This window comes from Staphylococcus americanisciuri, from assembly GCF_024814435.1.
Classification (GTDB): Bacteria; Bacillota; Bacilli; order Staphylococcales; family Staphylococcaceae; genus Staphylococcus; species Staphylococcus americanisciuri.
Window position 1 is genome coordinate 67,849 of the sequence record NZ_JANUXY010000008.1, and the last position, 13,901, is coordinate 81,749.

At 34.9% G+C, this 13,901-nt stretch carries 14 protein-coding genes; 6 read left to right on the plus strand and 8 right to left on the minus strand.

All coding sequences use genetic code 11. The features are described from left to right. Positions 1 to 137: 137 nt before the first annotated feature. Together NXS11_RS08540 and NXS11_RS08545 are read right to left on the minus strand one after the other, a co-directional pair. Complete coding sequence (locus tag NXS11_RS08540; protein WP_259200555.1) at positions 138 to 1,232, minus strand: hypothetical protein; 1,095 nt, start codon at positions 1,230 to 1,232, stop codon at positions 138 to 140. After that, a complete protein-coding gene (locus tag NXS11_RS08545; protein WP_259200556.1) occupies positions 1,225 to 2,478 on the minus strand; it encodes an ATP-grasp domain-containing protein in 1,254 nt (417 codons plus the stop codon). Before NXS11_RS08545 ends, NXS11_RS08540 begins: the two co-directional genes overlap by 8 nt. A 194-nt stretch (positions 2,479 to 2,672) precedes the next feature. Between NXS11_RS08545 and NXS11_RS08550 the strand changes: the two genes are divergently transcribed. Further along, entirely contained in the window at positions 2,673 to 2,897 is a 225-nt protein-coding gene (locus NXS11_RS08550; RefSeq protein ID WP_259200557.1) for a hypothetical protein, read from the plus strand. A 69-nt stretch (positions 2,898 to 2,966) separates the two neighbouring features. Here NXS11_RS08550 and NXS11_RS08555 read toward each other — a convergent pair whose 3' ends face one another. The 4 genes from NXS11_RS08555 to groES all read right to left on the minus strand — a co-directional run bounded on the left by NXS11_RS08555 (position 2,967) and on the right by groES (position 6,754). Then, positions 2,967 to 4,160 carry an MFS transporter gene (locus tag NXS11_RS08555; RefSeq protein WP_259200559.1) on the minus strand — a complete coding sequence of 398 codons (1,194 nt, stop codon included), beginning with the start codon at positions 4,158 to 4,160 and terminating at the stop codon, positions 2,967 to 2,969. 4 nt (positions 4,161 to 4,164) lie between these two features. Next, complete coding sequence (locus tag NXS11_RS08560; RefSeq protein WP_259200560.1) at positions 4,165 to 4,422, minus strand: DUF2087 domain-containing protein; 258 nt, start codon at positions 4,420 to 4,422, stop codon at positions 4,165 to 4,167. Between the two features lie 381 nt (positions 4,423 to 4,803). Then, positions 4,804 to 6,423, minus strand: coding sequence for a chaperonin GroEL (gene groL / locus NXS11_RS08565; protein ID WP_259200562.1), 1,620 nt, complete (start codon positions 6,421 to 6,423; stop codon positions 4,804 to 4,806). A 43-nt stretch (positions 6,424 to 6,466) separates the two neighbouring features. Continuing rightward, entirely contained in the window at positions 6,467 to 6,754 is a 288-nt protein-coding gene (gene groES, locus NXS11_RS08570; protein ID WP_259200563.1) for a co-chaperone GroES, read from the minus strand. Positions 6,755 to 6,928: 174 nt separating this feature from the next. Between groES and mroQ the strand changes: the two genes are divergently transcribed. Further along, positions 6,929 to 7,669, plus strand: coding sequence for an intramembrane glutamic endopeptidase MroQ (gene mroQ, locus NXS11_RS08575; RefSeq protein WP_259200564.1), 741 nt, complete (start codon positions 6,929 to 6,931; stop codon positions 7,667 to 7,669). A gap of 67 nt (positions 7,670 to 7,736) precedes the next feature. Here the strand turns inward: mroQ and adhP are convergent, their stop codons facing one another. Beyond that, positions 7,737 to 8,753 carry an alcohol dehydrogenase AdhP gene (adhP, locus tag NXS11_RS08580; protein WP_259200565.1) on the minus strand — a complete coding sequence of 339 codons (1,017 nt, stop codon included), beginning with the start codon at positions 8,751 to 8,753 and terminating at the stop codon, positions 7,737 to 7,739. A 256-nt stretch (positions 8,754 to 9,009) separates the two neighbouring features. Beyond that, complete coding sequence (locus tag NXS11_RS08585) at positions 9,010 to 9,936, minus strand: SdrH family protein (RefSeq protein ID WP_259200566.1); 927 nt, start codon at positions 9,934 to 9,936, stop codon at positions 9,010 to 9,012. 328 nt (positions 9,937 to 10,264) lie between these two features. On the opposite strand from NXS11_RS08585, the gene NXS11_RS08590 reads away from it, so the two are divergent. From NXS11_RS08590 to agrC, 4 genes are all read left to right on the plus strand, one after another. After that, the gene (locus NXS11_RS08590) at positions 10,265 to 11,062 is read left to right on the plus strand and encodes a carbon-nitrogen family hydrolase (protein ID WP_259200567.1); all 798 of its coding nucleotides are present in this window, start codon (positions 10,265 to 10,267) and stop codon (positions 11,060 to 11,062) included. An 800-nt stretch (positions 11,063 to 11,862) separates the two neighbouring features. Further along, on the plus strand, positions 11,863 to 12,432 hold the full coding sequence (locus NXS11_RS08595; protein WP_259200568.1) for an accessory gene regulator AgrB: 570 nt from the start codon (positions 11,863 to 11,865) through the stop codon (positions 12,430 to 12,432). Continuing rightward, positions 12,432 to 12,569 (plus strand): cyclic lactone autoinducer peptide AgrD, encoded by a 138-nt coding sequence (agrD, locus tag NXS11_RS08600; protein WP_259200569.1) that lies wholly within the window; start codon positions 12,432 to 12,434, stop codon positions 12,567 to 12,569. Before NXS11_RS08595 ends, agrD begins: the two co-directional genes overlap by 1 nt. 16 nt (positions 12,570 to 12,585) lie before the next feature. Beyond that, positions 12,586 to 13,896, plus strand: a complete 1,311-nt coding sequence (gene agrC, locus NXS11_RS08605) for a quorum-sensing sensor histidine kinase AgrC (RefSeq protein WP_373319401.1) — start codon at positions 12,586 to 12,588, stop codon at positions 13,894 to 13,896. Positions 13,897 to 13,901 lie beyond the last annotated feature (5 nt).

The following is a 13,901-nucleotide window of genomic DNA, read 5'->3' on the forward strand; positions in this document are numbered from 1 at the left end:
GTTTTATTTCCGTTACCTATAAGTTTAAATAACTGTATTCGTTTAGCGTACAGTCCAATATAATTGTTTTTGAATGCCAAAAAAGAAAAGGTAGAACAACTCATCATGCCATTCCACCACAAAAAGATATAGAAACTTTATAAAGCACTCTTCTGATAATTTATATTCATTAATAACAATAAAAGAAATAATAAAAGGAATGGTGTTAACCACACATAACCTAAATCGATAATACCAAGGTAAATACTAATAGCCAGCACTGGCAAGCCAATCGCATTTCCAATTGAATAGATTTTCTTAACTGTATGACTTGCATATGCAACCACAATAATTTTTCTAAAAAGAATACGTGCACCACCAAAAGCAATACCAAATAGTAACATAAGTAACAATCGCATAATCAAAAAGTCATCAAACACATACCATGCTACTGGAATGATAATACTTGCAATGAGAAAGACTAAAGACCATTTGTGTGACAAAAACCTACTCAGTAAAATACCAATCAATGCCATCCCAATACCCAACATACTATCTAAAAAAGCAACTTCATAGATTTTACGATGCTGATAAGACGTATAAATAGGTAACATAAAGTTAATTGTACCTAAAATCGGCCACATCAACATGCTAATAACGTAATGAATCACCTTAACTGACTCCGACTTTGCCGCCTGCGTTTCCTCGCTAACTTTAGTATTTTTGACTGCTTTCGTCATAAAGAAAATTAACAAATACATCATGCTATATAACACAAAAATAATGTGCAAGCTTAGAAAACCTGTCAGTAGTGTAATAAACAGTGGTCCAATCATCAAAGCAACTTGGTTCACAGTCATAGATAACGAACTATATTTATTAATAAATGCTTCTTCTTCCCCTTCAATCAGTTCAGAAAACCAAAATTCAAAACTTGTTTCCAAAACAAAGAAAATAACCCATAAAATAAAATTACACAGGATTAATAATGATGTTTCGGTATATAGAAAAGACATCAACAATACGAGTACAAATATTAATAAAATAGCATATTTCGTCAATGAACTTCCTGATGCATTTTTAAATATCGTATTAATAATAATCGGTGTAAAGATAGCTGGTACAAACGATAGTACTGTTGCAATCGCTAAATCTATTGCTGACTTGGGATCTGCCAATTCCCAGTTGATAATTAAAATAAGTCCTCCACAGATAAAGCGATATAGCGCTGTAATAAGTAAGTATCTATTCATGTGAAGCTGTACCATAATCAAAAATTTGTTCAGCTAATTGCTGACTCTTTTCAATATGACGATATACTTTAGTTGTTGGCAGTTGTGAAAATGTAAATTGTACTAATCCTTCTCTACTACTCCAGTTTTCAGGATTACCCGCAATATCCCCTACCTTTTTTAGAAGATTTACGCGTACAATCTCCTTATCTTCAGAAACATCTGGATAATTAATATGTTGTATTTCACCCATTGGTGCTTTTAAGAATGCGATGGCTGATGTTCGTGTTGGTACAAAATCAAAGTTTCCTTGAACTTTATTATCAAGATACATCATCGTATGCAATTGATAAGGGTTGATACCATAAGCAGATTCAATCAAATCCATAATAGCGTCACCACCAGGTCTCGCAGCCGCTTCAATCACATATAATTCATGACCTTTTACTTTAACTTCAACATGCGCAACACCACGATCAATACCCAATGCCTTACAAGCATCTATTGCTAATTGCCTCAACCGGTTATCTTGATGTCGGTGACTCGGTACAACATGTCCCATTTCTGTAAACCATGGCTTCGGTGACAAGTATTTTTCAGTTACAGTGATGACTTGATAAAAGTCTTTACCACATAACACTTCAACAGATACTTCATCATCACTTTCTATATATGCTTCAATCAAAAATTCATTTTTTGAAACTTTGAAGGCATCTGCGTATCGTTCCATCACTTTTTGAGATTGTGCATAGGCATCTAGACATTCTTCTAGATTATTCGCTAAATGGACACCACCGCTACCACCAAAATCAACAGGTTTAATAATGACTGGAAATGTATATTCATTTACTAATATTTTTAACTGTTCGAGACTATTAAACTTCTTAGACTTTGCCGTTGAAACACCATATTGTTGAAAAAGTTGTTTCATTTCATACTTATTGCGACACGCTTCAACTACTTCTTCTTTCAAAAATGGTAATCCATATGTGGCATTCAATTGATTTGCGACCTTTAAAGTCCAATCATTCAAAGGCACAACAGCTTTCAGTGTATACCCCTCTGATTGATACAAATCTATTTGTTGTTTTAATGCCTCATAATTCAATGGATCTGCATCTAAACAAAAATCAAAATATGCATTGTAGTTATACTTCGCATTTTTAATTGCTGTCCATATTTGAAAATCTCCTACAGCTTTCCCACCTGCATAAGATCTCTCGCGTAAAAACTGTTCAGCACCTAATAATAGTAAATATTCAGTCATTTTAATCCTCCAATATTTAATATTTATAATTAAACAGTAACAAAAACACGAATTATATGGAAGACTTTTTTTATAAAGTACGTCATTTGAGCGTTTCCAAAATTTAAAATTATATTTACTATGTTTTCTGCAGTCGTATTAAGACACCACCGAGAGACGCTGTAAAAATCTTTATCGCCGTATATGACTTTATTATGAAGCATCCACAGATTCCACATCCTCGTAAAGTCACATTACTTGCAATCTTTTTAAATCGCTACACGAATATGATTAAGCGTGGTCAATATGCGCCTGTTCGCTTCTTTGACCATACAAAAGACACGCTCACAGAAATATTAGATAATAACTATGCGACAGCAGACACAATCGCATTTATCAATAGCTTATTCGCTGGTGACTATAATCAGTACCGTTCATAATTGAGAAAAACCCACGACCTTCCATTATTGGATTGTTGTGGGTTCTTTTGTATTTATTGAACTTTTAAGTTACAAGAAATTTGAATACTTATTTTTTCTTAAGATTAAGATAATACAGAAAACCAAAAGCACGATACTAATACCAATAAAAACATTCCAAGCATAGAATACATTATGAATTTCTGTTATATAACCATTCAAAGGCAATAATGACATTGTCACAATTGCTTCAATCGTATAAAATGCGGATACAAAAGACGATCTTAACTTATCATTTGTAACTAGCCTTTTGTGTATACATACTGTAATCCGTACGCTTGTAATTGTGAAAATCACTATATGAATCATAAAAAATATAACACTCATATTGGTAATAGTAATTAAAAAAATAACAACACTGTCTATCATAATATATGTCATGATTTCTTTCAGTTCACTGCCAAAACGTGGTATCTTAGGAATTAACCAATTAGTCATAATTCCAATGAGAGATATAGCTATCCACATATAACCAAGTTGGCTATTAAAGCTCACTTGCCATTGGTTAGACGGTCCAATATCAAGTATACTCGGAATGACTAATACTAATAAAATTAATATCAATGGTTTGTTTGTTATGAACAACGCTACAATTCTTTTTAAATTTACTCTCCACGTAGGGCTCACATTTTTAATTTCTTCATTCAAACCGTAGATATTATATATATTTTTTTCCGGCAAAAACATATAAATTATAATGCCTAACACGATAAAGAAACCAACACTTATTATAATAGGTAAAAGTATATTTACTTTAAATAAAAATTCTGCACTAACAAAGCCTATTATAAGTGAAAACAGCGCACTAAATAATGAGGCTCTAGAAAACACTTTATCTAAGTTCACAGTATCTTTATTTTCTATTTGATTCATATACCAACTGCTTAAACTTCCAGATAACATAGCTTCAGCAGCACCTGTTAATATTCCAGACACTATCAACAATATAAAATGATCAGTTATGATAAATAACAGACCAAGTGCTCTTAGTATGCAGCTATATACCAACAACCGCTTTTGTCCTATGGTATCTGCCAACACCCCTGTCGGAAATTCACATATAGCTGAAACTCCCCAAAAAACTGATAAATATATGCCAGCCTCCGTATAACTATAGCCTAAATTAACTAAGAATATATACAATATTGGAGAAAAAAGCGCTATACCTGATATAACTAATGTATTAAAAGAGATAAATAAGTTAGTCAACCTTTTATTATCCATTTGATTATTCTCCCTCAGCTACTTTGTATTTTTTCCCTTCTATATCTCTAGTCAAAAGTGAATAATCAACTAAATATCTACGTAATAATACATAATCATCATAATGCTGTTTTAAAATGGCATTCACTTCTTTTTCACTATAAACCTTGTCCCTATCAAATGAAGTTAAGAGATATTTGAAAAGTTCTATTTTATCCCGCTCTTTACGTGGAATGGTGTGTATCCAATTATTTTTTATAAATCTATTTATTAAGTTGCTCATGCTTGTTCCTCCAATACTTTTTTCATAGTACATTACTAGTATCGCATAAAACTATAAAATTTTAATCTATTTTAAAGAATTTTCTGTAAATTTTCTAGGTATAAATGATACAAGTTGGAACTAGAAATACTTATCCAAACGCATTCAAAGACTAAACATATTACTAAACCTACTAATCTCAAGAAAAATATCAGCTATTCACATCAAACACTAAATTTTCTATCCTCGATAAAATCCAACACGACAAATTTCAATAACCTAAAAAAACTACCTCCACATGTTAATTAACAATAGGAAGTAGTTAAAATCTTGTAAATTAATTAAAAAGCAGATTACTTCTTAATTATTTTTGATATTTACTTGTTTGTCGCCTGTCTCAGACTACATCATGCCAGGCATTCCACTCATTGGTGGCATATCGTTGCCTTTGTCTTCAGGAATGTTTGCAACAACCGCTTCTGTTGTTAAGAACATTGCGGCAACGCTTGCGGCGTGTTGTAAGGCTGAACGTGTTACTTTCGTTGGATCAACAATACCTGCATCTAACATATTTACCCATTCGTCTGTTGCAGCATTGTAACCAACACCTGGTTCTGCATTCTTCATTTGTTCAACAATGACTGAGCCTTCTAAGCCAGCGTTTTCAGCGATTTGGCGTACAGGTGCTTGTAAGGCTTTCAACACAATATTCACACCTGTTGCCATGTCACCTTCTGCCTCAATCGCTTCAATTTCTTTGTAGATATTCATCAACGCTGTACCACCACCTGCAACGATACCTTCTTCAACGGCAGCACGTGTTGAGTTCAATGCGTCTTCAATACGTAATTTACGTTCCTTCAATTCTGTCTCAGTTGCAGCACCAACTTTAATGACTGCTACACCACCTGCTAATTTCGCAAGGCGTTCTTGCAATTTTTCACGATCAAAATCTGAATCTGTTTCGTCGATTTGTGCTTTTAATTGATTAACACGAGCATCAATATTTGTTGGGTCACCATTACCATCTACAACTGTTGTGTTATCTTTCGTTACTTCAACTTTGCTTGCTGTACCTAACATGTCGATTGACGTTTCTTTCAAGTCTAAACCAAGATCATCTGTAATCACTTGAGCACCTGTTAAAATCGCTAAGTCTTCTAACATTGCTTTACGGCGATCACCAAATCCTGGTGCTTTAACTGCAACTGCTGTGAATGTACCACGCATACGGTTCAACACAAGATTTGTTAATGCATCGCCTTCAACTTCGTCAGCTACAATTAAAATTGGACGGCTTGATTGTACAATTTGTTCCAATAACGGTAAGATATCTTGGAATGATGAGATTTTTTTATCCGTAATTAAAATATACGGGTTTTCTAATTCGGCAATCATTTTGTCAGAATCTGTTACCATGTATGGAGATTGATAACCACGATCAAATTGCATGCCTTCAACAACATCCAATTCTGTGTTGAAACCGTTTGATTCTTCAATTGAAATAACCCCATCGTTACCAACTTTTTCCATCGCTTCTGAGATATAACGCCCAACTTCTTCATTGGCTGCAGAAATCGCACCGACTTGAGCAATCTCTTCTTTATTTTCTACTTTTTGAGAAATATTGTGTAACGCTTCAACAGCCACTGCGACTGCTTTATCAATACCTTGACGGATACCGACTGGGTTTGCACCACTTGTAACGTTCTTAAGCCCTTCTTGAATCATCGCTTGTGCAAGAACCGTTGCTGTTGTTGTGCCGTCACCCGCAATTTCATTTGTTTTGTTTGCTACTTCTTGAACGAGTTTTGCGCCCATGTTTTCATATGGATCTTCAAGTTCAATCTCTTTCGCAATTGTAACACCATCATTTGTAATTAATGGTGCACCAAATTCTTTATCTAATACGACATTGCGTCCTTTTGGTCCAATTGTTACTTTGACAGCATTTGCTAATTGATCAACGCCACGTAACATTGCTTGGCGTGCATCTTCTGAGAATTTAAGTTGTTTCGCCATTTATATTCACTCCATTATATTCTAACTTGTATTGTTTTACTTACTATTCTTCAATAACTGCTAAAACTTCTTCGGCATCTAATACAAGGTACTTCGCATCATTACGCTTCACTTCAGTGCCTCCATATTGTTGGAAAACAACGCGGTCACCTACTTGGACTTCTGGTGCGACACGTTGACCATTGTCTAATAGACGTCCTGGTCCTACTGCAACAACCACACCTTCATTTGAACTTTCTTTTGCTGATTCAGTTAAGACAATACCACTTTTCGTTGTTTGTTCTTGTTCTTTCTTCTCTATTACAACACGGCTACCTAATGGTTTTAACATTTCATTGTACCTCCTTATGGTCAACATTTATTTAGCACTTATATGTACCAAGTGCTAATACAAGAACAATAATAATCAAATTTGGTCAAAATATCAAGTAGAAAGCTTTTATCATTTGTTGAATGACTGAAAATCCTATAGAATGAATGTGGTATAAAAGGAGGTTCTTAACGAATGAATCGAATAGTTGTATCGATATTAACAGTTGTTATCTATATCGCTGCGTTGTTATCACCGAAGTTAGCAATGATTTTCGGTCTGATTGATTCCCAGTCAGCCAATGAACAATTACAGCAAATCACTTATTTACAAGTCATTGCATTCGTTCTGGCAGCCATACTGATTCTTATCATACAGTCACGCATTAAAAATCCATATCATTTTGAAACACAGCCCAAAGAAGAAAAGCGCTATATTATTCTATGGATACTTGTTGGACTTGTCATCGTCTTTATCGCACAAATCATTACCAACTTAATCAGTACATATCTATTAGGTATCAGTCCAGAAAGCGAAAATACGATGCGCATTATGAGAATTGCACGTCAAATGCCGATACTCATTATACTTATTGCAGTTGTAGGTCCCTTATTAGAAGAGTTCGTTTTCCGTAAAGTATTATTTGGTGGCATTTATAATGCACTCCAAGCGCATAAAGCCGTGAAGTTTACGATTGCAACAACAGTAAGTTCTACAATTTTTGCTGTTGCGCATGCTGATTTAACACACTTTGCCACTTACTTTGTTATGGGCGTTATTTTTTCGGCTTTTTATATTTATACAAAACGACTTAGTATCGCTATTGGTATTCATATGACTCAAAATGCCCTTGTAGCACTCATCCAATTTTCCATTCCAGAAGATGTGATGCAAAAAGCATTAGAACAAGCACAGTTTATTCTATTCTATATTTAAATAAACACAAAAAGGACTCAGTTCTGAGCATTTTCAGAGCTAAGTCCTTTTTCTTTATATCAACTGATTATTTTGAGAAATCAAGTACTTTACGTCCTTGAATCGTTCCTTTTTCCATTTCATCAAATACTTGTGGTGCTTCGTCTACAGATACTTTTTCGACAACTGGTACAACAAGTCCTTGTGCACCAAATGCGAATGCTTCTTCTAAGTCTTTTCGTGTACCTACGAGAGAACCTACAACACGTATACCATCAAGTACTGTTTTAACGATACTTAAGTCCATGTACTCTGAAGGTAAACCAACTGCTACCACTGTACCTCCTGCACGAACACTGTCAATTGCTTGGTTGAAGGCTACCTTAGATACTGCAGTTACTACAACGCCGTGACAGCCACCCGTTTTTTCTTGAATGTACGCACCTACGTCTTCAACTTCTTTGCCATTGACGATTAAGTCAGCACCTACTTCTTTGGCTAATTCAAGCTTGTCATTGTTAATATCAATTGCAACAACATGTGCATTGAACACTTTTTTTGCATATTGAACCGCTAAGTTTCCAAGACCACCTGCACCATATACCGCAATCCATTGCCCTGGAGCTGCACCTGCTTCTTTGATTGCTTTATAAGTTGTTACACCTGCACACGTAATAGATGATGCTTGTGCAGAATCCAAACCATCCGGTACTTTAACCGCATAGTCAGCCGTTACTACCGCATATTCACTCATACCACCATCAACGCTATAGCCCGCATTTTTTACGCTACGACATAATGTTTCACGACCAGTTGTACAGTATTCACAATGCCCGCAGCCTTCAAAGAACCATGCGATAGAGACACGATCTCCAACTTTAAGTGATGTTACACCCTCACCAAGCTCTTGTACGATACCGATACCCTCATGTCCTAAGATACGTCCTGGAACTTTACCAAAATCACCATGTGCTACATGTAAATCTGTATGGCAGACACCACAGCACTCAACTTTTACAAGTGCTTCACCATGACCGACTGTTGGCATTTCATGTTCTACAACTTCTACACCGTTACTTTCTTGGTTTACAACAACTGCTTTCATATTCATAACCTCCGTTAGTGGGTATTTTCAAAGGACTCTTCTTTACACTTATATTGTGATTAATTTCACAATATTTGTCAAGATTTTTTCGTGTTATTTTTCTGAAAATTAACGGCAAGTATTTATTTGGACAAATTTAGACATACTATAAAAATCGGAGCTAAAAGGACAAATTTGCAGTTAGAATAAAACATTTTAAAAATCGAGTAAAACAAACACACCCTCGCTATCCGCTTTCGTTATGCTCAATCCATACTTATTCTTTTCTTCTATTTACTAAGCGATATAACACACCTGCAAGCAACAATACCACAAACCCGCAAATCAACCATTTATGAATACTCGTTTTAGATCTGACCTTTTCTTTGTCTTGCTGTACTTGCCCGATCGTCATATGAGTCTGTTCTTGTTCGATTTGCTGTTCTTTATCTTCTTGTTGACGAGATGCAATACCTTTATCTGCTTTCTTCTTTAAATCAGGCATCGTACCAACTTCCCCGGCTATTAACCCTAAGACTTGTTTATCTAAATTTTTATAATATGCACGTGTGGATAATGGGTTAAATGCTTGAAATCGAAAATAGTCTGTATCTTGCTGTAATTGATTCAAAAATTGATTATCTCTAAAATTCTTTTTTTGCGTTAATCGTTGTATTACTTGTTGATTCATATCACCACTATGAGCACTTTGTTGTAAAAGCTTATTATTAAGTGGGTTATATTTAAAACTACCATTCAACTGTGAAGTAGCAGAGGCGCCTCCCATATCATTATTTGCTTGTATGGAGGATTGAGACGGTCGATATTGTGCACTTCCTTGTTGTGGTATCTCTGTCTGTTGGTCTGTATTTTCCGGTTGTTTGTCTGAATGCTCCGTTGGCGATGAAGGCTTTTGTTCAGTTGGGCGCTGCGTTTGTTCATGATTATCTGGTGTCTCAGTTGCCCCAGAAGTTGCATCAGTACTGCCATCGTCCTTTTCATTCTCTTCTTGTTGTTCCGGCTGCACTGGTTCAGTACCTTCACCAATATCAATTTTCACTTCATTCGATTCTCTCTTTACTTGTTCATCTTGAGTATCAGGTGTCTCCTGAGATTGTAAGCTTGGTGTTTCAGCTTCCTTTGCTTGAACGTTCGTCGATACTTGAACAGCGCCAAATATTGTAAAAGTTGCTAAACTCGACATGATATATTTTTTGATAAATGGTGGTGTCATATAATACAGTCCTTTCAATAAAGTAGGAATCTCTTATGTACTTTCCCACATTATGAAGTCATTTTATCATTTCACACTGATTCATATCATTAGGAATGTTATGCTGTATATGCTACGTATAATGGCTGAGACTTTCCTAGTGGGCCATTTGCCTATCACATTATAATCGTTTTTCAACTCAAATGTTACCAGTTATTACGTAAAGTTGCATGTCAAAAGATGTTTTTTGTCCATCCTTTACTAATCATCTCATTATTTAGTAAACTCATTTTATACATTTTTATGAGGAGGGTTTATCATGAAAGTTCAATTACTGCAATTTAATGTCACAGCCGGCAATGTCTCAGCAAACGAACACAAAATTACACACCTTTTTGAAACTTCTGTACATTCTGATACAGATGTCGTAGTCTTACCTGAAATGTGGAATAATGGCTATGCGTTGACAGAATTGCACCAAAAAGCAGACCATCAGTTATCACGGACTTTGCCGTTCCTCCAACAACTTGCAACACAATACAATGTAGATATCGTTGCTGGTTCAGTATCCAATCATCATGAAGACGCCTTATACAATACCGCACTCACAGTGAATCATCACGGAGAATTAATATATGACTACAATAAAATTCACTTAGTCCCGATGTTGGATGAACCACATTATTTAACTGCCGGCAACCACGTACCTCACCCTTTTACATTATCAAATGGCACAATAGCATCTCAAATCATCTGTTATGACTTACGGTTCCCAGAATTATCGCGTTATCCTGCTGCTGAAGGTGCTCAGATTCTATTCTATGTTGCACAATGGCCTGACGTACGTCTGAACCATTGGCGTCAATTGTTGCAAGCACGTGCTATTGAAAATGACGTATATGTAGTTGCCGTAAATGGTTGCGGTTCTGATGGCAAGACAACTTATGCGGGGCACTCTATGGTTATCGATCCAAATGGTGAAATTATAATAGAAGCAAATGAACACGAAACTGTACACACAGTAATACTAGATATATCGAAAGTTGATGCGCAACGCGATGCTATCCCAGTATTTAAAAATATGCGCCCTGATGTATATCGTTATGCTAAAAAGTGAGTTAAAAACATAGAAAATGCTTTCGAATAATTCGACATCTTTTGTGATGAGATAGCATGGTGAGCCATTCTACCTTATTCTTTTTAAGATGCAAAAATCACACATCCACAACGGACTACACGCTGAACAAAGACAGCTATTTCAACTTAGCTGAAACTACAATATAAACAAAACTAGGTACGTATCATTTCTTTCCATCACAGAAACTGAACAGCTAAAAAAACAGACAAGCTTGGGAGAGACTTGTCTGTTTTCGTTCGTATTAAGGGAATATAATGAATTCCAAATATTACCACACTATTCCATATGATATGGATGGGGGTTTTGAAATATAGAGAATACACTGATGCTTCAGATTACTTAGTAAATTTAATTACAGTTTCAGCAATAAGTTTGATGAATTCTAAGATTGTACCTACGATATCTGCTACCATTATTGCCACCTCCTACTAAAATTATCATATAAATAATCCTTGTTAGTTTTTAGACCTTAGATGTGTATTATGAGCGAAGAATACAAACTAGGCTAAAATCTAACCTTAGTACACCTTGCGCATTCAACAATATCTTTGGATGACGCGATATGTCTAAGTGATTGTATCTATATTACAACATGAATTTTTAGCTTTTTGTTAATTATTGCCTAGATTATTGTTTTTAGTTCTTAACTGTTATTGTTTTGTGTTAAAATTGCCTTATAAACTTATTTTTCGACAGTTAGGCACTAAAACTGAACAGTTAGGCAAAAAATGACTTTCGTTGCTCGTTATCATTTATAATGTTTTTAAGGGGGAAACAAAGTGCAAATCATTGATAATGGTATAGAGTCTTTGGCTCGCAAAATACAACATCATCAAAATTTAGACCATATCGACTTTTTAAAAGTACGACTGGGCATTCAAATTGTTGCGATTAACTTTTTTAAAGCAATCGTAACATACGGTTTAGCACTCCTCTTAAATACCATTTTATACACACTAACTGTTCACATAAGTTATATTCTCGTGCGTCAATTCTCACACGGGGCACATGCACGATCTTCATTGATGTGTCATATCCAAAATATACTGTTATTCGTGTTGGTGCCAATGGCTATCGTTTATTTTGCGATACCATTTCATTATTTATTCATCCTGGCATTGATTGGATGGGTAATAGTCATCATATATGCACCGGCTGCGACGAAAAAACAGCCAATCAAAGCTTCTCGTAAGCGCGGCTTAAAAATCAAATCAATCGTTATGACAACGATTGTTCTTGGTGTAGCCCTTGTCGTTCCGGCACCATATCAACAATTGATATGTTTTGGTATAACACTTCAAGCAGCAACACTATTACCTATATTTTTTCCTAAGGAGGTAGATTTGTGATGAACATTTTAGATGCTATTGTTAAATTCTTCACTAACTTACTTAAAGCAATCGGTAATTTCGGTTGGATTAGAACTTGCACAGGTTTCTTTGACGAACCAGAAATTCCGCGTGAACTTTTAGAATTAGACAAATAAATCTCTACTTTAGAAAGTGTGTATAAAATTGGAAATTATTCATATTACTTTTTTAGCTTTTTTTCAAACTTTTGTCTTATTTTTAGTTACGCATTTAATATTAATCGACAAACCAAAATACACACGAAGGGATTACCTCTCTATTCTCATAGGGATAGTAGTCCCTTCAACTATTTTGTTCCTGTCATTTGGAAAAGTAACATTATTTTATCTAATATTAAGTTTTATTATTTTCTTTTATAAGAAGCAGAAAATGATAGGTGTCATTAGCGTACTGATGAGCTTCTTAATTCTCATAATCAGTGATTTCTTATCAACATTATTATACGAATACTTAACTTCAAGTCACACGTATTTTTACATACGTCAGGCCATTTATGGTTTAACTTTTGTTGCAGGGGCTGTCATCTTTACGATTTTATTTCGTTTCTTAATGCGATTGTTACGTATCTCTTGGCTTTATGTTAATAAACTCTACCTTATCTTACTTGCAACTATGCTAATGGCATTCTTTATTCTTATTGATGTCTTTACACCTGAGAAGGTCCGTTCGCTCGAAGATATGAAAGCGATTGCATTAGTGGTTATCGTATACTTTATTGCTTTTGCTATACTCGTTATTGTTATATCTATAACAGCTTCTCGAGAATTGACATATCGCCGTAATAAGCAAGAGATTGAGGATTACTATAAGTACACGCTCAAAATTGAACAGATTAACAACAACATGCGCAAATTTCGTCACGATTATATCAACATATTGTCTACGATGTCTGAGTATTTACGAGAGGATGACTTGGAAGGTCTTAAACAATATTACGAAAAACACATCCATCCAATCAAAGATCACTTTGAACATACTACACTGAAATTAAATGGGGTTGAAAAGTTAAAAATCCGTGAAATCAAAGGAATGGTAACTACTAAAATTATTCAAGCCCAAGAGCAACATATTGATATTAGTGTTGAAGTTGCAGACGAAATCACACATATTAATATGCCTATTATTGACTTAAGTCGTGTATTAGGTATTATTATGGATAATGCGATTGAAGCGTCTATGTCGGTGGAGGATCCCATGATACAGATTGCCTTTATTCAAACTAATGAAGCTATTCTTATCATTGTTATGAATAAAGCGCCTGAAAACATGCCAAAGCTGCACACCTTATTTGAAGAAGGTTTTTCAACAAAAGGTGACAATCGTGGTATTGGACTCTCGACACTAAAAGAGATTACAGATAGTACAGATAATGTTTTATTAGATACAACACTTGAAAACAATTATTTTATTCAAAAATTAGAAATTATGAATGAAGATGTATAGGAGAT